The 22860-nt window shown below is 60.6% G+C and carries 21 protein-coding genes; 14 read left to right on the top strand and 7 right to left on the bottom strand.

Annotation, left to right across the window (positions count from 1 at the left end):
* The first annotated feature begins 7 nt into the window (after positions 1 to 7).
* The 6 genes from AB6N07_RS14460 (at position 8) to AB6N07_RS14435 (ending at position 7551) form a co-directional block, all read left to right on the top strand.
* Positions 8 to 1288: an ABC transporter substrate-binding protein gene (locus AB6N07_RS14460; RefSeq protein ID WP_370673789.1), complete on the top strand. Its 1281-nt coding sequence runs from the start codon at positions 8 to 10 to the stop codon at positions 1286 to 1288.
* A 130-nt stretch (positions 1289 to 1418) separates the two neighbouring features.
* The gene (locus AB6N07_RS14455) at positions 1419 to 2303 is read left to right on the top strand and encodes a carbohydrate ABC transporter permease (protein WP_370673788.1); all 885 of its coding nucleotides are present in this window, start codon (positions 1419 to 1421) and stop codon (positions 2301 to 2303) included.
* A complete protein-coding gene (locus tag AB6N07_RS14450; protein ID WP_370673787.1) occupies positions 2303 to 3154 on the top strand; it encodes a carbohydrate ABC transporter permease in 852 nt (283 codons plus the stop codon). Before AB6N07_RS14455 ends, AB6N07_RS14450 begins: the two co-directional genes overlap by 1 nt.
* Positions 3155 to 3180: 26 nt before the next feature.
* Positions 3181 to 4317: an ABC transporter ATP-binding protein gene (locus tag AB6N07_RS14445; RefSeq protein WP_370673786.1), complete on the top strand. Its 1137-nt coding sequence runs from the start codon at positions 3181 to 3183 to the stop codon at positions 4315 to 4317.
* A gap of 16 nt (positions 4318 to 4333) precedes the next feature.
* Positions 4334 to 6472, top strand: a complete 2139-nt coding sequence (locus tag AB6N07_RS14440) for a beta-galactosidase (protein ID WP_370673785.1) — start codon at positions 4334 to 4336, stop codon at positions 6470 to 6472.
* 200 nt (positions 6473 to 6672) lie between these two features.
* Entirely contained in the window at positions 6673 to 7551 is an 879-nt protein-coding gene (locus AB6N07_RS14435; protein ID WP_370673784.1) for a glycosyltransferase family 10 domain-containing protein, read from the top strand.
* A 48-nt stretch (positions 7552 to 7599) separates the two neighbouring features.
* On the opposite strand, the gene AB6N07_RS14430 is transcribed toward AB6N07_RS14435, so the two are convergent.
* Positions 7600 to 8475, bottom strand: a complete 876-nt coding sequence (locus AB6N07_RS14430; protein WP_370673783.1) for a lysophospholipase — start codon at positions 8473 to 8475, stop codon at positions 7600 to 7602.
* A 398-nt stretch (positions 8476 to 8873) separates the two neighbouring features.
* Here AB6N07_RS14430 and AB6N07_RS14425 point away from each other — a divergent pair, with 398 nt between their 5' ends.
* Positions 8874 to 9185, top strand: coding sequence for an MTH1187 family thiamine-binding protein (locus AB6N07_RS14425; protein ID WP_370673782.1), 312 nt, complete (start codon positions 8874 to 8876; stop codon positions 9183 to 9185).
* On the opposite strand, the gene AB6N07_RS14420 is transcribed toward AB6N07_RS14425, so the two are convergent.
* Positions 9172 to 10164: a hypothetical protein gene (locus AB6N07_RS14420; RefSeq protein WP_370673781.1), complete on the bottom strand. Its 993-nt coding sequence runs from the start codon at positions 10162 to 10164 to the stop codon at positions 9172 to 9174. The two genes, AB6N07_RS14425 and AB6N07_RS14420, sit on opposite strands and share 14 nt — an antisense overlap.
* A 397-nt stretch (positions 10165 to 10561) precedes the next feature.
* Here AB6N07_RS14420 and AB6N07_RS14415 point away from each other — a divergent pair, with 397 nt between their 5' ends.
* Positions 10562 to 11476 (top strand): TIM barrel protein, encoded by a 915-nt coding sequence (locus AB6N07_RS14415; RefSeq protein ID WP_370673780.1) that lies wholly within the window; start codon positions 10562 to 10564, stop codon positions 11474 to 11476.
* 71 nt (positions 11477 to 11547) lie between these two features.
* Here the strand turns inward: AB6N07_RS14415 and AB6N07_RS14410 are convergent, their stop codons facing one another.
* Positions 11548 to 12903, bottom strand: a complete 1356-nt coding sequence (locus AB6N07_RS14410; RefSeq protein ID WP_370673779.1) for a sodium-dependent transporter — start codon at positions 12901 to 12903, stop codon at positions 11548 to 11550.
* Positions 12904 to 13146: 243 nt separating this feature from the next.
* On the opposite strand from AB6N07_RS14410, the gene AB6N07_RS14405 reads away from it, so the two are divergent.
* The 6 genes from AB6N07_RS14405 to AB6N07_RS14380 are packed head-to-tail and all read left to right on the top strand — an operon-like array spanning position 13147 to position 18053.
* The gene (locus tag AB6N07_RS14405; RefSeq protein WP_370673778.1) at positions 13147 to 13731 is read left to right on the top strand and encodes a thermostable hemolysin; all 585 of its coding nucleotides are present in this window, start codon (positions 13147 to 13149) and stop codon (positions 13729 to 13731) included.
* Positions 13715 to 15172: an AMP-binding protein gene (locus AB6N07_RS14400; protein WP_370673777.1), complete on the top strand. Its 1458-nt coding sequence runs from the start codon at positions 13715 to 13717 to the stop codon at positions 15170 to 15172. The genes AB6N07_RS14405 and AB6N07_RS14400 overlap by 17 nt, the downstream gene beginning before the upstream one ends.
* Before the next feature lie 40 nt (positions 15173 to 15212).
* Entirely contained in the window at positions 15213 to 15881 is a 669-nt protein-coding gene (locus AB6N07_RS14395) for a TenA family transcriptional regulator (RefSeq protein ID WP_370673776.1), read from the top strand.
* Positions 15871 to 16638 (top strand): SDR family NAD(P)-dependent oxidoreductase, encoded by a 768-nt coding sequence (locus AB6N07_RS14390; protein WP_370673775.1) that lies wholly within the window; start codon positions 15871 to 15873, stop codon positions 16636 to 16638. The genes AB6N07_RS14395 and AB6N07_RS14390 overlap by 11 nt, the downstream gene beginning before the upstream one ends.
* A 30-nt stretch (positions 16639 to 16668) precedes the next feature.
* Complete coding sequence (locus AB6N07_RS14385; protein ID WP_370673774.1) at positions 16669 to 17337, top strand: tetratricopeptide repeat protein; 669 nt, start codon at positions 16669 to 16671, stop codon at positions 17335 to 17337.
* Complete coding sequence (locus tag AB6N07_RS14380; RefSeq protein WP_370673773.1) at positions 17334 to 18053, top strand: class I SAM-dependent methyltransferase; 720 nt, start codon at positions 17334 to 17336, stop codon at positions 18051 to 18053. The genes AB6N07_RS14385 and AB6N07_RS14380 overlap by 4 nt, the downstream gene beginning before the upstream one ends.
* Here AB6N07_RS14380 and AB6N07_RS14375 read toward each other — a convergent pair.
* The 4 genes from AB6N07_RS14375 to xdhC all read right to left on the bottom strand — a co-directional run bounded on the left by AB6N07_RS14375 (position 18007) and on the right by xdhC (position 22723).
* On the bottom strand, positions 18007 to 19365 hold the full coding sequence (locus AB6N07_RS14375) for a sensor histidine kinase (RefSeq protein ID WP_370673772.1): 1359 nt from the start codon (positions 19363 to 19365) through the stop codon (positions 18007 to 18009). The two genes, AB6N07_RS14380 and AB6N07_RS14375, sit on opposite strands and share 47 nt — an antisense overlap.
* Complete coding sequence (locus AB6N07_RS14370) at positions 19362 to 20039, bottom strand: response regulator transcription factor (RefSeq protein ID WP_370673771.1); 678 nt, start codon at positions 20037 to 20039, stop codon at positions 19362 to 19364. Before AB6N07_RS14370 ends, AB6N07_RS14375 begins: the two co-directional genes overlap by 4 nt.
* 158 nt (positions 20040 to 20197) lie before the next feature.
* The gene (locus AB6N07_RS14365; RefSeq protein WP_370673770.1) at positions 20198 to 21424 is read right to left on the bottom strand and encodes a GGDEF domain-containing protein; all 1227 of its coding nucleotides are present in this window, start codon (positions 21422 to 21424) and stop codon (positions 20198 to 20200) included.
* Between the two features lie 327 nt (positions 21425 to 21751).
* The gene (gene xdhC, locus AB6N07_RS14360) at positions 21752 to 22723 is read right to left on the bottom strand and encodes a xanthine dehydrogenase accessory protein XdhC (protein ID WP_370673769.1); all 972 of its coding nucleotides are present in this window, start codon (positions 22721 to 22723) and stop codon (positions 21752 to 21754) included.
* Positions 22724 to 22860 lie beyond the last annotated feature (137 nt).

The following is a 22860-nucleotide window of genomic DNA, read 5'->3' as shown; positions in this document are numbered from 1 at the left end:
GATAGAGATGGAAAGAAATACGGATTCCTTGATCGGCATGGAGCTCGCCACCACGCGTCGGCGGTTCATGATCGGCACCGGCGCCGTGCTGGCCGGCAGCATGCTCGCCCGGCCGGCCCTTGCCCAATCCAAGGAGCTGACGATCATTTCCAACATCGGCAACGCCGACCAGCGTGCCGTGCTGCAGCGCCTTGCCGATGAATACTCCAAGGCGTCCGGCGTCGCCGTCACCATCAACAATATGGACCACGAGGCCCACAAAACGGCCATCCGCAGTTATCTGGTGGTCGGTGCTCCCGACGTCTGCTTCTGGTTTTCCGGCAATCGGATGAAGGCTTTCGTCAAGCGCGGCCTGTTCGACGACATGTCCGATCTCTACGAGCGTGAGGGCTACAAGAAGGTTCTCGGCGCCACCACCGGCGCGTTGACGGTCGACGACCGGCAATACGGCCTGCCGCTCGGCGGTCTCTTATGGGGCATGTTCTACCGCAAGGACGTGTTCGAACAGAAGGGTTGGACCGCGCCTGCGACCATTGAGGACCTTCTGGCGCTCGGCGAGCAGGCCAAGTCGGCCGGCATGATCCCCGTCAGCATGGGAACCAAGGAAATGTGGCCCGCCGCCGGCTGGTTCGACCATATGAACCTGCGCATCAGCGGCCTCGAGAAGCATCTGGCACTGATGGACGGCAAGCTTGCCTATACCGACGCCTCGCTCAAGCCAGTGTTCGACAAATGGGAGGCGCTAATCAAGGCCGATCTGTTCACGCCGAACCATACGTCCTCGGGCTGGGAACAGGCGGCGGCCGCGTTGGCCCAGAAGAAAGCGGCCATGATGGATCTCGGCGGCTTCATCAAATACGGTTTCCCGCCGGAAGACGTCGACAAGATCGCCTATGCCCCCTTCCCCGTGATTGACAAGAGCATGCCTCGCTACGAGGACTTCTCGCTCAATTCGGTCCATATCCCGAAGAACGGCAAGAACAAGGAAAACGCCCGCGACTTCCTTGCCTATTTCTACAAGCCGGAAAATCTCGCCGCGTTCCTCGAAGCCGAAAGCGCGGTACCGCCGCGCATCGACTGCCCGCCCAGCAAGGATCCGCTGATCAACGCCGCCGTCGAGTCGATGAAAACGGTCGTCGGTACTGCCCAATATTACGATCGCGACACCGATCCCGACATGGCGCAGGAAGGCCTCAAGGGCTTCCAGGAATTCATGGTCAAGCCCGAGCGCCGCGACCAGATTCTCGAGCGTCTTGAGGGAACGCGCAAGCGGATCTTCAAGGACTGACGCCCTCCAGGCGATCGAGATACTCCTCCCGATCGCTCGCCTCGGGCGAGAACGCGGCCTCTCTTCCCCCGGAAAGACCGCCTCGCCCGAGGCCTCCCCCTCGGGCAAATAACTCAACGGGAATGACCAGATGAACTCCTTCTGGCGACGCCATCGCTACTGGCTGGCGCCCACGCTCTTCATCCTCCCCGGCGCGCTGCTGTTCGGCATCGTGATCATTCTGGCCTCTGTCCAGACGATCTGGGTTTCCTTCTTCGATTGGGACGGCGTAGGCCCGATGCAGTGGGTCGGCCTTACCAACTACGAGCAGCTCGCCGCCGATCCGCAGTTCTATGTTTCGCTGAAGAACAACGTGATCTGGCTCGTCATGTTCATGTTCGCACCGCCATTGGGGCTGGCACTCGCGCTGCTGCTCAACCAGGCGATCGCCGGCATGAAGTTCTTGAAATCGCTATTCTTTGTGCCGCTGGTATTGGCCTCGGTCACCGTCGGCGTCGTCTTCACCTGGGTCTATGATCCAACCTTCGGCCTGTTGTCGCTGATCTACGGCTGGTTTGGCGCCACCGCCCCTGCCCTGCTCTCCGACGAACATCTGGTCAGTTTCGCCGTGGTGATCGCCGCGCTCTGGCCGCAGGTCGCCTTCTGCCTGGTGCTGTTCCTCGCCGGCCTCAACAACCTCAACGAAGACCTGATCGGCGCCGGCCGGGTCGATGGTGCGCGGGGCTTTGCCATGCTGCTGCACGTCGTGCTGCCGCAGCTTCGCGAGGTGAGTTTCATAGCCCTCGCCGTGACGGTGATCGGCGCGCTTCGCTCGTTCGACATGGTGGCCGTCATGACGTCGGGTGGGCCATTCGGTTCGTCTACCGTGCTCGCCTACCAGATGTACGAGCAGTCAATCTTCTCCTACCGCTTCGGCTATGGCGCCGCCATCGCCACCGTCCTGTTCGCCATCATGGCCGTGTTCATCGCCTGGTATCTGCGCACACTGCTCCGGCCGGAACAGGAGACTGCCTGATGTATCCCCGTCCCATTCCGGAAACCGCCCGATCGGCGCGTGCGGCCTATATCGCCTTGGTCGTCGCCGTGCTCATCCTGTGGCTCCTGCCGCTCGTCACGGTGATGCTGACATCGCTGCGCTCCTTCGAGGAAGTGATGGCCGGCAACTACTGGGGGTGGCCGAAGTCGTTCAACTTCGTCGAGAACTACACCGCCGTTTTCAAGCAGACGGCTCTGGCGCGCTATTTCGTCAACAGCCTGATCATCACCCTGCCTTCGGTTGTCGGCGTGCTGGTTCTGTCGACGCTGACCGGCTACGTGCTGTCGCGCCACCGCTTCCCCGGCAATCGCCTGGTCTTTGCGTTGTTCGTCGGCGGCAACTTCCTGCCGGCGCAGATCATGATGATCCCGGTGCGCGATCTGATGGTCGGCGTTGGCCTTTACGACACCTACTTCGCGCTGATCATCTTCCACACCGCGTTCCAGACCGGCTTTGCGACGCTGTTCATGCGCAACTTCATCGCCGCTCTGCCGGACGAACTATTCCAGGCCGCCCGCGCCGAGGGCGCCTCGCCCTGGCAGACGCTTTGGCACGTCGTGGTACCGCTGATCCGCCCGGCTCTCGCCGCACTGGCCATCCTGACCTTCACCTTCGTCTGGAACGACTACTTCTGGGCGATCGTGCTGACGCAGAGCGATGCCGTCAAACCGGTGACCGCCGGCCTCAACAACCTGCGCGGCGAGTGGACCTCCGCTTGGAACCTGGTGGCGGCCGCGACGATCATGGTCGCGATCCCGCCCGTCGCAATGTTCTTCCTGATGCAGCGTCACTTCATCGCCGGCCTGACCATGGGCGCGGTGAAGGGCTGACAACACTATTCGAAGGATGCCTCCCCATGGCGAGCGTCGAAATTCAAAACGTCGAAAAACATTATGGCGGCTTCCACGCCCTCAAGGACATCAGCCTGACCATCGACGAAGGCGAGTTCATCGTCATGGTCGGTCCATCCGGCTGCGGCAAATCGACCCTGCTCAAAACCATTGCCGGGCTGGAAACCGTCACCTCGGGCCGGTTGCGGATCAAGGAGCGCGACGTCACCCACCTGGAGCCGGGCGACCGCGGCATCGCCATGGTCTTCCAGTCCTACGCGCTCTATCCGCATATGACGGTGGAAGAAAACATGGGCTTCGGCCTGCGCATGGCCAAGCGCCCCAAGGCGGAGATCGACGCCGCCGTCGCTCGCGCAGCGCAGATCCTGCGGCTCGAGGAACAACTTCAGAAATTCCCCAAGCAGCTTTCCGGCGGCCAGCGCCAGCGCGTTGCCATCGGCAGAGCCATCACCCGCTCGCCCGACGTCTTCCTGTTCGACGAGCCACTCAGCAATCTCGACGCAGCGCTCCGCACCCAGATGCGTGTTGAACTGTCGACGCTGCACGGCCGGCTTGGATCCACCATGATTTATGTGACGCACGACCAGGTGGAAGCCATGACGATGGCGAGCCGCATCGTCGTGCTCAATGGCGGGCGGATCGAGCAGGTCGGCGCGCCGCTCGAACTCTACACCAACCCGGTCAACCTGTTCGTTGCCGGCTTTCTGGGTGCGCCACGGATGAATTTTGTCGCCGGTGTGGTGACCTCGACTGACGGCAGAAGTGCCTCAGTGACCTGTGGCGACAGCCTCAAGATCGATTTCGACAATCTCGACGAAACGCCGCCCATCGGCACGCGCGTGACGGTCGGTATCAGGCCGGAAAAGCTCCGCGTCGGCGACCACACTGCCGGCACCAGCTTTCCGGCGCGCGTCCGGCTGACCGAATATCTCGGCCGCGAAACCATCGTGTATGCCGACGCCGGTACCCTCGCGACATCCGGGTCGGACAGCGGCACGGGGGTGTTCACCGTCCAGATCGGCGATATACAGCCCTTCACGCCCGACGAGCCGGTGTCGATCGGTTTCGACGCTGTCCACGCCTACCTCTTTGCCTCCGATGGAAAAACGCTGTCCGCGGCCAAGCCCGTCACCAAGACCTGACAAGGAAACCCAGCCAATGAAACTCGCATCTCCGGCGCCGCTGTCGGTTTGGCGCCCGCTCGCCCTCGACGATTTCCTTGTCGGTGCCCCGCACTATCCCGAACATGTCGATGACAGTTATTGGCAGCGCGATGCCGAACGGATGGCCGCCGCCGGCTTCAACGTCGTTCGCATGGGCGAATTCGCCTGGCATATCCTTGAGCCCCGCGAAGGCGTCTTTGACTTCTCGCTGTTCGACCGGGCTATTGCCGTTCTCGGGCAACAGGGCGTCAACACCATCTTCTGCACGCCGACGGCAACGCCGCCGCGCTGGCTGACGGCCACGTATCCGGAGGTGCTGCGCGTCGATGAGAACGGCCGCGCCGCCCGCCACGGCTCGCGCCAGCACGCTGATACGGCAAGCCCTGTTTACCGCCTTCATAGTCAGCGGATCACCAAGGCACTGGCCGAGCATTATCGCGACAACCCGCATGTCGTAGGTTGGCAGACTGACAACGAACTCAACACCACCGTCTCCACCTCCTATTCGGAGGCGACGCTACGCGAATTCCGTCGCTACCTGCGCAATCGCTACGCGACGATCGCCGATCTCAACTTTGCCTGGGGCGGCGATTTCTGGGCTCTTGCCTACGACAATTTCGATCAGGTGGTTCTGCCGGTATCCGGCGCTCCGGGCCATCCATCGCCCGGCCACGTCCAGGACTTCCATCGCTTCCTGGCAACGGCGACAGCAGCCTTCCAGCATGATCAGGTCGAGATCCTGCGCGCCGCCAATCCCGATTGGTTCATCTTTCACAACCTCGGGCGGTTGGTCGACATCGACTTCCGTGGCCAGTTCAGCAAGGACCTCGATTTCCTTGGCTTCGATATCTACCCGATGCTCTACGACGAGATGCAGCGCGCCGGCGGCCACGCGGCAACGCAGGCTCTGAACCTCGATGTTTGCCGTGGCTTTACCGGCAACTTCATCGTTCCCGAACAGGCCTCGGGCTTCGGTAGCCAGCCGACCTTCTCGACCATGACGCCGGAGCCGGGCGAGATGCGCCGCATGGCCATGAGTTCGGTGGCGCGCGGTGCCGACGGTTTGATGTTCTTCCGCTGGCGCCCGGCGCATTTCGGTGCCGAAATCTACTGGATGGGCATCCTCGACCACGACGACGTGCCCCGCCGTCGCTACGAGGAAGCAGCTCGGTTTGCCTCCGATATTGCTCGGATCAAGAAAGACCTGCTCGGCACGTCGGTGCGCATGGATGTCGGCATTGCCGGCGCCGACTTCGACAATCAAGAGGCCTATAAAACCTATCCGATCGGCCTGCCGAGCCCTCTGGAGGACGCGACGCGGCTGCACCGCTATTGCTACAAGAATGGCATCGCCTGCGGCTTTATCCACCCCGAAGACGATCTCTCGCGCCTAAAGCTGCTCTATGTCCCCCACTGGGTGATGTGGAAGCCGGAGTGGGACGAGCGGGTGGAGGCCTTCGTTCGGAACGGCGGCACGCTGGTGGTCGGCGCCATGACCGGCACGCGTGACGACAACAACCATATCATCCGGACCATGGCACCCGGCCCCGGATTGTCCAGGCTATGCGGCGTTCGGATCGAGGAATTCGGCCGGGTTGCCGAACCGGGATCCGACGGCCTGTTCGCTCTTCAAGGCACCGAATGGGGGCTGCACACACCCGCAAAGACGTTGCCGGCCGGGTCAACGGAGCGACGGTATAATTTCACGCTAGGCAATCGCGAACACGAATCGGCGCACCTTTACGAACTGTTGGAAACCGAGCCGGATGTCGAGTTGCTGGGTCAGTGGAGCAACCGCTTCGCGAGCGGTCGCGCCGTCGTCACCAGCCGGAAGGTCGGGGCAGGACGCGCGGTTTACGTCGGCACCTATCTCACCGAGACGCTGGTCGAAGGCCTCGCCGACCAGCTGTTTCCGACCGCCGGCATCGCACCGCTCCTCTCGGACCTGCCGCCGAATGTGGAAGTGACGCTTCGCGAGGCGGCAGACCGCAAGCTGCTCTTCGTGCTGAACACTGACGCGGAGCCGGTAACGGCATCAGGCGTACCACGCGGAACCGACCTTCTGACCGGGAACGTCGTAGAAGGGCCCCTCGCGCTCGAACCCTATGGCTGCGCCATCGTCAAATTAGCCTGACCTGTCAAACTGCCTCCCGGACTAAACCGGGAGGCAACCGGCGGCGCGCATTTGATGGGATAGACGTGACATCGCACTGTTCCGCTGGACTGCCGCTATCTGCCCAACTAATTTGGTCGACGATATCCGACGCTAACGACACGGATCGCCACTTCAGATAACTAACGGCTCCGACGATGCGATCGGAGTGAGTTCAGCGAATGATCGAACCCAAAATTTTCTACCAGCCGACCAAACTGCGCTGGGATCTGCGCTTGGCCGATCATCCCTTAAGCACCTACACTCCGCTGAACGACGCCGCGGCCGCGGCCGCCCAGACCGATGCAACCGTCGGGGATTTGACGCCCAACGATCATGTCGTCGTGTACTTCAGCAGCCGCCATTTCATTCCCTATTGGGGCGTCGACTGCGCTATATCCTTGATGATGCTCGAACCACAGGGCATAAAGCCAAGGCATTACTTTACGCTGCCGTTTTTTTACTGGAATTTCAAACACATCCTTACCCACTCGACAAAAATACTCAAAAGATGCCCCAACGCGGTGTTCTTTAATCCGCACATATGCACAACGCCCCCTGGCGATGTTCCAAAAACACGCAACATCTCGCTGATCGCGTCCAAAAAGCGTGACCTATTCGGTCATCGGTTGCGGCACGTTATCGCGGACGCTTGCCGCGATAAGCTGGATCTCTATGGCCGCGCCTACAAACCGATCCCCTCGAAATCGGAAGCCCTTCTGGAGTATCGGTTCTCGGTCGCCATAGAAAATAGCCGCTTCGGTGGCTATTTCACCGAGAAGGTACTCGACTGCTTCATCAACAAGACGGTACCGATCTATTGGGGAGATCCGGAAATTGGTCGACATTTCGATGCATCAGGCATCATTCATTGCAAAAATAAAGATGAACTCATCCACGCAATAAATTCCATTACACCGGAAGATTACGAGTCACGCCGAGCCGCCATTGAGAACAATTACGCGGCCGCGCTCAAATATACCAACTTCAATTCGATGCTGTCCGAAACGATGAGTAAACTAGCCATCGAATCCAACGAAACCCATCTGGTTGCGCCGTGATGGACTTGTACAACCAAACGTGCAGGCTTCGAAAATAGATAAGGCGGCTCAACCAGCCGTCGTCTTTCCGGTTTGGACCGGCACATGTTGACCAATCCATCCGAGGATATCCGACATGACCTGCTCGCGCCCAATGTCTTGCAGCAGATCATGAAAATGTCCGTCATAGAGCTTAAGCGTCTTGTCCACAGATCCGGCACGCTGAAAAAACTCTTCGCTGCCTGCCGGAAGGGTGGCCTTGTCGGCCGTGCCGTGCAGGATCAACAGCGGCAAACTGATCTGCGGGAATCCCTTTTGCAGTTCGTCTCCACCGTGGACCAACGCTGCGACGGTGCGGAGCGGTTGGACTTCTCCTGTAATGAGCGGATCGCTGTCGAGTGCCGCTACGGCGACCGGATCACGCGAGAAATCAACCGTCTTCAGCTTGAGGACAGGAACCTTCGGGATTACGCGGGCGAGTAACTTGAACAAGCTGAGAGCGATCCGGGGCGCGGGGACGCGATAGGCGAAGCTCTCGCAAATGAGGCCGGACAACAAATTCTGATGTCGCAAAGCATAGACTGCGGAGACGACGCCGCCGGCGCTATGGCCAATGAGAAACACCGGCAGATCAACATGGCGCGTATACGCGAGGGACACCGCCTGCGCCAGATCGCTCACATAATCATCAATCTCAGAGACGAAAAAACGCTCTCCCTCCGATCTGCCGCGCCCTCGGAGATCGATAGCGTAGACGCCGTAACCGGCCTCGACCGCACGCTCGGCAACCCACTTGTAATGACCGCTATGTGCCAGAAAACCATGGCAAATCACCAATATTCCCAGTGGTACGCCGGTCGGGAACCATGAGCGCACAAATAATCGCAGACCGTCCCCACCGGTCAGATACTCGTCATGGCTGGTGAATTGAGATTGGGTCGACATAACTGTGACCTCCAAGGTAATAGTTCACATAACAATAATTCAAATGAGACACGCACGCCTCTAAAACAGAATGCGCATCACCAATATTGCCATGAGCCAAGGGAAATGCGCAATTTTCTTTTTATAAAATAAGTAGCGCATAGAGCGCATCACTTATCAAATATCAGATCAAAATAATATTCGATGTCTTATTGATCTGGACGATATTTGACCTTCATCGCCAAGCTGCGTGTTTTAAAAAAGGCTCGCTTCAGGGAATGCGACCTCCAGTCGCCAAGCCGATTCATGCGTGGCGCGGGTAAGCCGGGCGAAACACCATCTGCCCACGGCTCGTTCGGAGCTATATGCTCCCGTGTCTGCGGCACGCCGCCAGCCCGGCAGTAAAAGGAGCCCTCACAATGGTCCTCTTGGAATTTGCGATGTATCCCGTCGGCAAAGGCGAGAGCCTCAGCCCCTACGTCGCCCGTTCAATCGACATCATCGATAAAAGCGGCGTCGCCTACCAGCTCACCCCCATGGGCACCATCCTGGAAGGCGAATGGAACGAAGTGATGGCCGTGGTGACCGCATGCTTTGAAGCCATGCGCGCCGACTGCCCGCGCGTCGAAGTCGCACTCAAGGTTGATTATCGCGACGGCGAGACGAGCCGCCTCGCCACCAAGATCACATCGGTCGAGGACAAGCTGGGGCGCAAACTCAGCACCGGCTGAAGGCTGGTCCGGTACTGGCGTCCTTCATGGTTGCCTGAATGAAGGCGGCCGCTTCCCCTAGCTTTTTCGCCTCCCAGTCGTTCAACTCGACAGGCAGCTGCTTCAGAATGCCCTCGCGGCCGATCATGCAGGGCATGCTCAAGGCCACGTCGCCATCGTGTCCATAGTGACCGCGAAGCGTCGTGGATGCCGGGTAGATGCTGCGCTCGTCAAGCAACACCGCCTTTGCCATCGTAATCGCCGCCTGAGCCACGCCGGCATTGGTCCAGCCCTTGCCGTTCAGCACCTCGTAAGCGGCGCTGACGATCCTCGCCTTGACCACGTCGGGATCCCGAATGTCCTGCGTCGCCTGGAAGTACTGGTCCATCTTTCCGAAGGGTATCCCGCCAACATTGACGTGGCTGAGGACGGGGAATGCCGTCCGCCCGTGCTCGCCCATCATGAAGCCGGTCACCGACTTCGGATCAATGCCGTAGGTATCGGCGATCAATTTGCGCAGACGGGCCGAGTCGAGCATGGTTCCCGTGCCGAAAACGCGGCCTCGCGGATAACCAAACTCGTTCTCGGCAATATAGACCATCGTATCCAGGGGGTTGGTGATCAGGATGACGATGGCATCCCTGGTATAGCGCGTGATGCCTGCCATGACCTCGCGGATGACGCCGCAATTCGCCTTGGTCAGAAGCGCCCGATCGGGCTCGGCTTTCGGTTTGGTCGGGTCGGGCGTGACGCTGGACCCCGCCGCGACGATGATCACGTCGGCATCGGCGCACTGTTCGTATCCGCCATCGCGGACATCGACGTTGGTCATGTAGGTCAGTGCGGTGGCGTGTGCCTGATCGAGCGCTTCTCCGTAGGCGACATTCTTCAAGACATCGATGACGCCGATTTTGCCGAACAGCCCGGTCTTCATCGCGTCGGCGAGAACGTAGGAGCCGACGTGCCCAACGCCGACGACAACCAGCTTGTTAACATGCACGATTTTATGTCCCGCGGGTGGCGATCTGCGCATCGAAGACGCCCATCTTCCACCCGTTGGCGTCTCAACGATTACGGTGTGCTCCTACTCCCGAGGGCGCTGATCGACAAGCTCATTCGGTGAGCATTTCAGCCACTATTTGCCGTAAAAGCGCCCTTTCACCAATATCTTGGGAAGAAACGGACGGACAGACGGACGCCCTCCGACGCAGCCTCTCAAACGCGGACCGACCTCAAGCCCGGCATGGGGACAATCATCGAAATTTCATCGAACCGTCAGGAAAACGGAATGAGGACAGACCAGAAATTTCTGCCCGAGGTTGGCCCCGGACTGCCAAACTGGAATTCCGAGCGATCCACCCCAACACCCGGTCGACAAACCCATAGAGGTGCACGCCATGTCCAACATCGTTGCCGCCGGATTCAGCGCCAGCTCCAAGGATGGAGAGATCGATAGTCTGGGTGAGGACCTCACTCGCCTGGTCTCCATCGGCGCTGATGTCGCCGAACTCGGGCTCAGCGGCCTCGACCTGGTGGCTGGAGGCCGGATCATTGGCGACCGGCTGCGCCGGCTGGCAGCCATGACGGCGCGCCTGCCTCTACGCTACAGCGTGCATGGACTGGTAGCGTCCAACTTCATGGATCCGGAGACCCTGCCCCTTCAGCTTTCCGCCGCCAAGGCACTGGTCGAGGTCTGCGATCGCATCGACGCCCGCGTGCTGGTGCAGCATGGAGGTGAACTGCGACCGGAGCAGATCAAGGAGCGTACCGGTGCTGACGCACGCCAGCGCGAGGCGCTGATGGAACTCGCGGAGTTTGCCCAACGCTATGGGGTCCGCATCGCCCTTGAAAACATCTTCACGACCGAGGAAGGGCAATATCGACAGACACCGGCCGAACTGGCAGCGACCGTCAAAGACATAAATCACCCGAACCTGGTGGCGCTCATCGACTTCAGCCACGCCTATATCGAAGCGACCTATCGCGGACTCGATTTCAAGGCGGAACTGGCGGCCATGGCTCCCGTCACCGGCCATCTTCATGTGCACGACAGTTTCGGCCGGCCTATCGGCCGCTTCAAGCCATTCTACCCGCAGGAAGCAACGGCGCTTGGGCTCGGCGACCTGCATATGCCGCTCGGCTGGGGCGACATTGATTGGGAAGCTCTGTTCTCCGAAATAGACGTACTACCGGACACCTTCCTGATCATGGAGATCGAAGCCCGCTATCGCTCGGAGCAGCCGGAATCGCTGGCGATCGCCCGGCGGCTGATAGACATCAACTCGGCGCGGGCGGCCAAGGCAGCCGAGTAGACAGTGGCTGCGAACGCCTCAGTGAGGAACGCCGGAATGGCCCGGCGCCCCCACTGAAACACGCCAACTCGTCAGAACACCTTGAGTCCGTTCAGCAGAACGATGGCGATGGCAACCGGCGCCACGAAGCGAACCAGGAAGAAGACGCTCCGGATGGCAATGCGATTGATCGGCGAGCCTGCTTCCGCGAGCCGCTTTTCCGGGGCCGCCAGGCCGTACACCCAGCCGACGAACAGGCAGATCAGAATGCCGCCAACCGGAAGCAGGATGTTCGAGCTCAGGAAATCGAAGAGATCGAACGGGTTGAGACCGAAGATCTTCCAGTTCGCCGTCAGGCTCTGCGAGAGAGCGGCGGGCACGCCAAGCACGGCGATCATGGCAATCGTGCTGAGCGCCGCCGTCTTCCTCGAAAGATGGAATCGCTCCGACAGAATGGCCACCACGACTTCCAGCAGGGAGAGGATCGCGCCGACGCTGGCAATCGCCGTCAACAGGAAGAACAGCGTCATGAAGATGACGCCGCCGGGCATCGAGGTGAACACGGCCGGAATGGTCATGAACACCAGCGACGGACCGGCTGCCGGCTCGAAGCCGAAGGCGAACACTGCCGGAAAGATGGCAATTCCGGCAAGCAGCGACACCGACAGATCCGCGAAGACCACCCGCGTCGCCGTGGCGGCAATGTTCTGATTTTCTCGGAAATAGCTGCCGTAGGTCAGCATGGTGCCCATGCCGAGCGACAGCTTGAAGAAAGCGAGCCCGAGTGCCGTGAGCATCACCGCCGGGGTGATCTTGCTAAAGTCTGGGCTGAACAGGAAAGAAAGGCCCTGCCCGGCGCCCGATAGCGTCAGGCTGCGGACGCACAGGATCAAGAGCAGGATGAAGAGCAGCGGCATCAGGCGGCGCGTCACCGCCTCGATCCCCTTCGAAACACCGAAGGCGATGATGAAACCGGTGAGAGCGAGCACCACCCACTGCCAGATGAGCGAAGACCACGGGTTGGCAACCAACTGGCCGAATACCACTTCAGCCGCCTTCGGATCAGTGGTGGCAATCTCACCAGTCAGCGACTTGAAGATATAGGCGTAAACCCAGCCGGCCACCTCGGAATAGAAGGCCATGATGAGAAGCGCGGCGAGAAACCCCATCCAGCCGATCGCCTTCCACCACCATTGGTTCTTCGGAGCCAACTTATCGAAAGTGGAGATCGCGTCCGCCCGTGCTGTCCGACCGAGCATGATTTCAGAAATCATCACCGGCAGACCGACGATGATGGTGGCGGCGAGATAGACCAGAAGAAAGCCGGCGCCGCCATTCGTGCCGGTCAGCGATGGAAACTTCCAGATGTTGCCGAGGCCCACGGCCGACCCGAGCGTGGCCATCAGTGCGCCGAACGTGCTGGTAAACCCGTCACGACCTTGAGACATTTTCGTTTCGCCCCCTGCGACTTTATTCGTTTGAATAAAGCTATCAGTCAGGGGGAGAACGCACGCAAGATAGGGTAGCCCACCACCCTTCGGCTACCCTGTGCAAAAGCCACGAAGCGACACTGGGCACTCAGGCCCGCCCCGAAAAGTCCGCAATCTTTTCACGCTGTGCCCTGAAATCTGTAAGCAACGTGTAAGCTTGGAACATCATCGTCTCCGCAAGGCAACAAGCAGGACACGACGATGGGTATCTCAGTTTTGATAGACGAGAACGACGTTCGATATCGCCGTATAGAGGAATTTATTCGGGATATTTATCACAAGTCATACTTTGCAAGCCCCGCAAAACTCCCACCGAAACTGGTTGCAAGATATAGTAAGAGCGGTGAGCTTCTTTGTGCTGCCGGTCTGAGAGCCCCCAAGGATGGGTTCTTCTCTGAATGCTATCTGGATCAGCCTATCGAGCAGACCCTGGCCGCCGCGATCGGCAGCCACGTCCGACGCGCAGATATTTGCGAAGTCACCGCCCTGGTCAGCAGATCGCCCCTCGAGACGGGCGCGTTCATCGACAACGTCGCGGCGCAAATTGCCGACCTCGGTTTCACCTGGTCGTTCTACACGCTGACAAACCGCCTTGCCCTGCTTTTGAAGCGCAAGGGGCTATCCCCAATCGATCTTGGCCCCGCCGAGGCTCACCGCGTTCCCTCACCCGAGACTTGGGGTCGCTACTATCTGACATCCCCCCGCGTATTCGCCATTTCGATCGAGCATCTCAGGGCTCGCATGACCTCTCCCGGAGGCACCGCCGATCATGCCGTCGCTATCTGAATCCCTCCTCGATAACACCGCCGCCGATGGCACGGCCAAGGCCTTCGCCGATGCGGAGCACGACCTCGACAGGCGTGAGTTCCTGGCAGCGGTGAGCAATCTCGCCGCCCAGCTCCAGCGGGCGCCTGGGGTTGTCGGCCTCCTGATGCCCAATGGCGTCACTTGGGCTGTGGCTGTCATCGCAGCCGCCGCGGCGGGAAAGACCATCGTTCCGCTGCCGACCTTCTTCAGCGCTGGGCAGATCGCCCACATCGTTGCCGATGCCGGCGTCGAGCTGATCCTGATCGACGGACAGACCGAAACAGAGCAAGCCTTGAAAGGGTTCGCCACCCTGGTGGTCAAGGTTGATACCGAAGCGTCGAGCTTGCCGCAGCCGGCGTCGGACTTCGGCATGATCATCTACACCTCCGGCAGCACGGGAACGCCCAAAGGCGTGCGCCTCGGCGAGCGACAAATTGCCTGGTCTACCAGCGCGTTGGCCGAAGCAAGCCGAGCCACTCACGCCGACAGCTATCTTTCGGTCTTGCCGTTGTCGCTGCTTCTGGAAATGCTCGCCGCGATATTCGTTCCGATAAGGGTTGGTGGCCGGACATTCTTCGACCGAGAGACAGCCGATGCCATCGGATGCGGCGCCGTCCGATCGCTGGCAGGCGTTTTCGAACGCCACAAGCCGACATCGTCGGTCCTCCTGCCCCAACTCCTCAAGATCTGGGTGACGGAACTATCCGCCAACGGGCAAACCGCCCCAGCCTCACTACGGTTTGTCGCCGTGGGTGGTGCGCCGGTTCCAGAATCGATCGCCAATCGCGCCGCCTTGCTCGGCATCCCCATCCACGAGGGCTACGGTCTCTCCGAGTGCTGTTCCGTGGTCGCCTTGAACCGTCCGGGTGCCAGGGTGGCGGGAACCGTCGGCCAGCCGCTCGATGGCTTGGACGTCATCATTGAAGACGGAGAAATCATCGTCTCCGGCCCATCGGTAACGCAAGGCTACCTCGGAAAAGTGGACCATTTCGGACCATGGCGAACCGGCGATCTCGGCCGCTTTGATAAAGCGGGCAACCTTATCGTATTGGGCCGCAAGGACAATCTGATCATCACCGGCTACGGCCGCAACGTCAGTCCGGAGTGGGTGGAAACCGCCCTGCTCTCGGATCCACGCCTCGCGCTTGCCTGCGTATCAGGCGGGTCGGATCAGCCATTGACCGCCATTCTGATACCGGCTCCGGCAGCGGAATCCTGGTTCATGACTGCCAGCGAGACCGACCTGACCGGTCTTGTCCGCGACCTGACGGTCACGCTCCCATCCTATGCGCGCCCCGAGCGTGCCATTTCGGTCTCGTTGGCCACCGCGCGGATCGAGCAGCTCATCACCGACAACGGCCGCGTTCGCCGCAACGCCATCGCGACTTTCCTTTTGGCCCGTCGCGAACAAGCGGCGTGACGATACCAAGCCTCACACGATCCCCAGCAAAGGACCAACCATGTCTTTCTATGACCAGCTTCAGCAAGAAACCTCAGCCGAGCGGCAGCGTTTTCTTTCCATACCGCTCATCCGGCGGGCAATCGCGGAAGGAGCCGACCGCGAGACCTATCTCGCCTTTCTCGGCGAGGCCTATCACCACGTGAGCCATACGTTTCCACTGCTGGCTCTGGCAGCTTCCCGTACCACCGATGAGCGCTATCAGGACGCGCTGGTCGAATACATGGAGGAAGAGCGCGGCCACGAGAAGTGGATCCTCGACGATATCGTATTTTTCGGCGGCGATGCCGACGCCGTGCGCAAGCGGAATCCGTCGCCCGCGACCATCGCCATGATCGGCTATAGCTATTACGCCATTGAGCATGTGAACCCCTACGCCATGCTCGGCAGCGTGCATGTGCTCGAAGGCATGTCGGTTCTGCTCGCCGATAAGCTCGCCGACCGCCTGAGCCAGTCCTGGGACCAGCAAGGCGCCAACGGCTTTTCTTACCTCCGCTCGCACGGCAGTCTCGACCAGAGCCATGTCGCTTTCTTCCGCGATCTCGTCAACGGCTTTACCGACCCGGCAATCCGACGCCTGATCATCGACAATTCCAAGATTTTCCATCACCTCTACGGCGGCATCTTCCGGGAGATCGACGCACGTGAGGGGCTGGCAAATGCAGCCTGAGCCCCCTCTTGTCCTGGTCACGGGCGGCGGCTCTGGCATCGGGCGCGCTCTGGCACTGGCCGCCGACCGCGAGGGGGCCGATATCGCATTGTGCGGACGGAGAGCCGACGCACTGGCTGAGACGGCTGCCCTCTTCGACGGCGGCGGCGACACGCTTGTCATTCCCGCCGACCTCACCACCGCGGCCGGGCGCGCACGCGTGATCGATACCATCGGCCGCCGCTGGGGTCGGTTGGATATTCTCGTCAACAACGCCGGCATCGTGGAAGGCGGACCTCATGACACCTTTGATGATGACGCGGTCGAGCGCCTGATTAAAACCAATGTGCTGGCTCCCATGGCGCTTACACGCGCGGCCTTTCCTTTGCTTAAGGCGAGCCGAGCGCGCTCGCCGCGCGTCGTCAACGTCGGTTCGGTGTTCGGCGAAATCGCCTATCCCGAATTTGCCGCCTACTCCGCCAGCAAGTTTGCCCTGCGCGGCTTCTCGTTGGCCCTACGAAGGGAGTGGAAGCGCCATGGCATCGAAGTCACCTATGCCGCGCCCCGCGCCACCCGCACCGACGCCGCGTCGGCCTTCGATGATCTCATCGAGAGCCAAGGCATGTCACTCGACGCACCCGATGCTGTGGCCAAGCGAATCTGGAAAGCCGTCAGCCAAGGGCGAAGAACCGTTTACCCCGTGGGACCCGAACGGCTCTTCATTCTCATCCAGAGCATGTTTCCCGCTCTGATCGATCGCGCCCTAACGGCGAAATGAAGTCCCAACCCCATACACGGAATCCAAATAATGAGCTCAACTCGCGTCACCGCAATTCGCGCTGCCTTTCTCGGCGCCATGGTGTTCTCCTCCGCCCCGGCGTTCGCCGACGCCGATCCTGCATTCGACGGCGCCCTGCATGATCTTGAGATCCGTTGGGAAACCGTGAAATTCACAATTCCCCCGGGCGACAAGCAAACAGCCGAAATGGAAAAGGTCGGCGCGGAAGCGGACGCTCTTCTGGCCCGTTACCCCACTCGGGTCGAGGCCGAGATCTGGGACGGCATCCTGAAATCGGAACAGGCCTCCATGGCATCGGCCTTTTCGGCGCTGTCACTGGTCAAGCAGGCAAAGGTCACTCTCGAAAAAGCCTATGCGGAAAACCCCACCGCCCTCAACGCCGGTGCACCGGCCAGCCTCGGGGTTCTCTACTATCGTGTTCCCGGCTTTCCGATCGCCTTCGGTGACAACCAGAAAGCCCGGGCCCTCCTAGAGCAGGCGACGAGCTCCGCGCCGCAGGGCCTCGACGCCTGGTATTTTTACGGCGATTTCCTGATGAACCAAGGTGAAAATGACAAGGCGCGCCAAGTCTTCACCTATGCCCTGTCGATACCGGAGAGCCCGTTGCGGCCGCTCTGGGACAAGAGCCGCCGCCAAGTGATCAAGGAAGATCTTGCCAAGCTGCAGGCAAAGACGTGACCCCAATTCTTTCAAAACAGAGAGACGGCGGCGACCTCTGGAGCTGGATCGACCACCAGCTCGCCCACCCGAAGGGTGTCGCCGGCCGGCTTCTGGGACACATCATGGTCCCTCTCAACCGGGCTCCTAACGAGCGGGCGGTCGCCGCGCTGGCCCCTCAGGCGGGCGAGGCGATTCTCGAAGTCGGCTTTGGTCCGGGACAGGCGCTCGGGAGTATTCTCGCCGCCGCGCCGGGTTGCCGTCTGCACGGCATCGACCGCTCCGCCGAAATGGTCGACCAGGCACGCCGGCGAAACATGCGGGCCGGTGGCACGATGGACTTGCGCGTCGGCAGCCTTTTCGACCTTCCCTGGCCCGACGCGAGTTTCGATAAGATACTTGCCGTCAATGTCGCCTACTTCTTCGATCAAGAAGGCGTCGCAGCACGCGAACTCCATCGCGTGCTGCGGCCGGGCGGGCGGCTCGTCCTTTACGTCACGGACAGCGATACCATGAAGCGCTGGCGTTTGGCTGGACCGGAAACCCACCGTCTCTACGGTGAGGCCGATCTTGAGGCCATGCTTGCCGCTGCCGGATTTGCACCCGAGAACATAAGGCTGACTCCCGTTGCGCTGCCTCTGAAAATGAGGGGTTGGATGGCAACGGCCGAACGAAGCAGGATGCCGACCGTCATGACGACCGATCCAGCGGAGCCCAAGGCTTCAGCATCATGGTAGCCTTGGCACCACGGCGCGGCGCATTTTCAAGGACCAGCTGACCGCCAAAGGCCCTTAGAGTTCGCGCCGCGATCGACAGCCCAAGCCCGACACCACCAAGCCGATCGCTGCGCAGGGGCGCCCGCGAGGACAGGTCGCGGGACAGGATGGACGCCGAAAAGCCCGGCCCGTCGTCGATGACGCTGACCGAGCAACTGTCACGGTCGATTGCCACCGAAATCTCACTGCCGGCTGGCGCGTGCGACAGCGCGTTTTCGACGAGGTTTCGCATCGCCCGGAAGAGTTCGTCGAACAATCCGGACACTGGAAGGGGACGTTCGGCGCCGATCAGCTCGATGGACCTGCCGCTGGTGACGACAAGCGGCGCCATAAGCTCCGCCACCCGTCGGCAGACTTCACCGAGATCGACGTGATCATCTGGCGACAGCTGGATCCGGCCTAGGCGGGCCCGGTCCAGCAATTGCTCAATCATTCGCTCCATGCGGTTGATTTCCGGATCCAATAGGGACCTCTCGTCATCGCCGCGATCGGCCAATTGCAATTTCAGAACCGCGATCGGCGTCCTCAGATCGTGAGCAACGTCCGCGACGAATTCTTCGAGTGCGCGATACCCCGCCCGGAGCCGAGCGAATGCAAGGTTGACCGCTCGCACAAGAGCCCGCACATCATCCGGCAGCCCCGTTTCGTCGATGGTGACAATTGTAGCCTGCGTCGCGATGGCCTCAGCCTGAGCGACGGCGGTGCGAACCGGCCTCAGCGCAATGTGAGCGACCCCGAGGTTGGTAACCAGCATGAGAACCAGGAATGGCAGCCATAGCCAGGCGATGTCCTTGGTGAACTCTTCAAGCACGGAGTCGAAAACGATCTCCCCGCCGGGAAAGACGACTTCGACGAATAACGGCCGATCGGTTCCAACGATCGCCGTGGCAAGGCCGTAGCGGGTCGTTTGAGCTGGCCCAGCCGGCAGTTCGAAAAAGAATCCTTCTTTGCCATCCAACGGCACGAAGGCATCCCGATTGGGCGAATTGCCGCCCAGCCATTGGCCCTCAGCATCAAGGACTACATAGAGACCGTTGGCACGATCGATCAGCGTTTGGGTTCGGCGACCAGCCGAAAAGCTTCGCTCACCGCTCGCGACCACGTCGGCGGCAATGGCTCGCGCGAAGCTGCGCAAGGTTCCTTCACGAAATTGGGTCTCGTAAGCCTGAAATCGGAAATAAAGAAAGGCCGCAGCGAAAAGGATCGCGGCGACGGCGGCCAGCAGGAGCCCGATCGTCAGGCGGCCAAACAGCCCACGCGGCCCGACCTTCACGATACCCCTCTGGTCAGCATGTAACCGATGCCGCGCAGAGTATGGACTTCGATTTGGGCGCCGGCTCCGACCAGGCGTTTTCTGAGGCGATGCACAAGGACCTCGATGGCGTTCGAACTGACCTCTTCGCCGAACCCGTACAACGCCTCCTCGAATGCGACCTTGGTTATGACGCTTCCGGCGCGGCGCATAAGAAGCTCCAGAGCACCAAATTCGCGCCGGCTGAGGTCGACATCGCGCCCGTCGATGCGACACAGCCGCATCGACGTATCGAGATCCACGTTGCCCTCCTGGAACACAATGCTGAGCGGCTGCCCTACCCGGCGCAGTTGGGCACGAAGACGCGCAATGAGCTCGTCCATGTTGAAGGGCTTTTTCAGATAATCGTCGGCACCGGCGTTGAGACCAGCGATCACGTCGGACGGAGCATCTCGTGCCGTCAGCAGCAGGATGGGGCTAGCCACGCCCGATCCTCGCAGAGCTTCGAGTAGTTCCATGCCATCACGATCGGGCAAGCCGAGATCGAGGACGATGGCATCATATGACGTCGTCGCGGCGGCTTCTTCCGCATCGAAGGCGGTTGTAAACGCATCAACCGTAAAACCATTTGCTCGCAACGCCTTGGCGACTGCGTCGCCGAGTGCCCTGTTGTCTTCCACATAGAGAATGCGCAATTTCGAAACGACCCTATCCGGCTCCCGGCGCCAGTCTTGCTATCTCGAAGCTGTCGGTTGCCTGTCGGACTCATCAGAACGGAGACGGCTCGTCGCATTGATGTCGGTCGTGAACGACCAGTGCCACCAAGATCCCCATAGGCGATGAAAAGACCCGCTCATCGGCCGGCGATCACGGCAGCCGCGCCACCTCTATCTGGGCGCCTTTGCGCGCTTGGTAGTGGGGATCGATGGACGGCGACCTGATTGCGGCCGGCGCTCTTGGCGGCATAAAGAGCGCTGTCGGCTGCCACGTGCAGGCTCTGAAAGTCAGGCCCGGTTTCGCCAATGCCAGCAACGCCGCAACTGACAGTCAGACTTACGGCACCCGTGGTCGCGACAATGCGAAGATCGACGGTCATGCGGCGAATTCGATCGGCCACCTCGGCCGCCTCGTCGATGGTCGCTTGGGGCAAGAACAGGGCGAACTCCTCACCACCGACCCGAGAGGCGATACCACCGGTGGGTGCCGCCGCCGCCAAGATGGCTGCGAACGCTATCAAGGCGCGATCGCCGGTGGGATGTCCATGAGTGTCGTTGACCAGCTTGAAATGGTCGATATCGAACAGGATCAGGGCACCGCGTTCGTCATCGCCGATGAGAGCCGGTCCGACACGCTCGAGAAAATGGCGACGGTTGGCCAAACCAGTCAGCGAGTCGGTTTCGGCGACAATACGGAAGCGACGTTCCGAGCGCTGCCCGATCAGCACCAGTTGTAGCAGGCCGAGGAAGACCACAAAAACTGATGATTCGATCAAGCCGAGCCCCATGACCAGACTGTTGGGCAACACGACAGTGGCAGGATCGAGCGGCGTCGTAATCGACGAGACAACCCGGTAGATCTGAACCGCGGCGTGAGCCCCGACGAGCACCGTGGTCAATCCGACCGACGGCAGTGGCTCATGCGGATAGTGGCGAACAAGATCGACAACGACAAAGAGAAGATAGGCGAACTCGATACCTGACAGTACGGCCGAGCGAGTGTTGATATCGTCGAAAAGTGAGCTGGTCGCCGCGATGACTACCCAGATCAACGCGCCAGCGCCGGCGATCCAGCGATCGAAGCGACTGGTGAGACCGGTAAACTGGCGATAGCCTAGCCAAAGGAGGCCGAAAGAACCGAGCAAAACGGCATCCGCGGCGGTGACAGACAAAACGTCGGGCACGCGACCACGCAGGGCGACCAAGGACATGGTCAAGACGGCCAGTCCGAACGTCACTCCCCAGGACAGGATGCAGGTCTCGCGACGTGCGGACGACCAGATCAGGATCAGGCTGACACAAATGCAGAAGCTCGCGGCCGACACCGTGAACAGAAGCGTGGGAATGTCGAGAAAGCCGCCCAACGCACCACCTATTTCTCACAAAAGCTTACACGAAGACCAAGTATAAATACGCACATCAAGGCCAATATGCCTGCCTTCGCCGAAATCGCAGGCGTCTTACTTATTCGAAAGTAACATAGTGAATCTAAAAGCCGCATGAATCAATCGGCTTGCCCGCACGTCCGGCTTTTGCCGAGCGTGTTACGGGGCTTCCAAGAGAAGCACCAAATGGCGCTTATCCCGGCGAAGGCGGCATTGAAAATGCTACGTTTCAACACATCGTGCCCAGATTTACAGATCGTTCGAAGCGAACCGGCCGAGCTCGCCCCGCCCCTCAGGCTCTCAGGCTCACGCGACGAATTGATCGGCCATATCCCTGACCTTCTGATCCTGCAGCAACAGATCCGCTGCGACGCTGGCAGCGATTACCGCCGGCTCTTTTGACAAGATGCCGGGAATGCCGATCGGACAAACGAAGGATCTGGCGTGCGCTTCGGAATGGCCGAGCGCCTTTAGCCGATGTTCAAACCGAGTGCGCTTGGTGGCGCTGCCGATGAGGCCGACATAAGGCAGACGGTTCAAACGCAGGGCGGCGTCCAGGATATTGAGATCGAGACCGTGATCATGCGTCATGATGATCACGAATGCCCCATCGGGAGCTCGCGCGGCTTCGGCGGCGGGCTGGTCGCTGACCACGCAGTTAAGATTGGCGAAGGGCAGGTTCGGGAACATCTCCGGACGGCTGTCGATCCAGCGAACACTGAATGGCAGCGGGGCCAACGCCAGCACCAATGCCTTACCGACGTGACCTGCCCCGAACAGCAGGAGGTCACGCAACGGGCTGCCAAAGCTTTCCAGGAGCGTACCGTCTTCCTTGAGAAGAACGGTATTGCCAGCTGGTTGCCCTTCGTTGATCGCGCGGACCATCGGAACGCCATCGACCAACTGGGATAGGGTTTGAAACGGGCCTCTGGCCTCGGCTCTGGCGAGATCTCCCAGCTGATCGAGTCGGCTCCGCCCAAACACCTCCACGACCAACGTCACATCGCCGCCACAGCACTGCCCCAGGGAGGGGCCGAGTGCCAAGCGCATCAGCTCGGTCGCATCGCGCCCGGCTTCCATGAGTTGTAGGGCGCGCTGGATCGCCTCGTGCTCTAGGCGTCCGCCGCCGATTGTGCCTGAGATGGCGCCGCCGCGCGCCACAACGACACGCGCACCGGCTTCGCGCGGCGCAGATCCGTGTGTCGCAGAAACTGTCACCAGCGCGGCCGAGCCATCGCGTTCGACAAGACGAATAAGTGTGGCAAAGAGCGCCCGCATTACCGCCTCCATCCCAACGAAACGCTCATTGGAAAACTCGCCTCAGCCGAACTCTGCGAGAGCCGACAAACAGGAAGCAATGGGATGCGGAATTTATGAGCTACCTGGAATTTCGGAGAGAGCTGCATCTGCGACAC

Source organism: Pleomorphomonas sp. PLEO, assembly GCF_041320595.1.
Taxonomy (GTDB): Bacteria; Pseudomonadota; Alphaproteobacteria; order Rhizobiales; family Pleomorphomonadaceae; genus Pleomorphomonas.
This window is presented reverse-complemented; position numbering and strand designations above follow the sequence as displayed.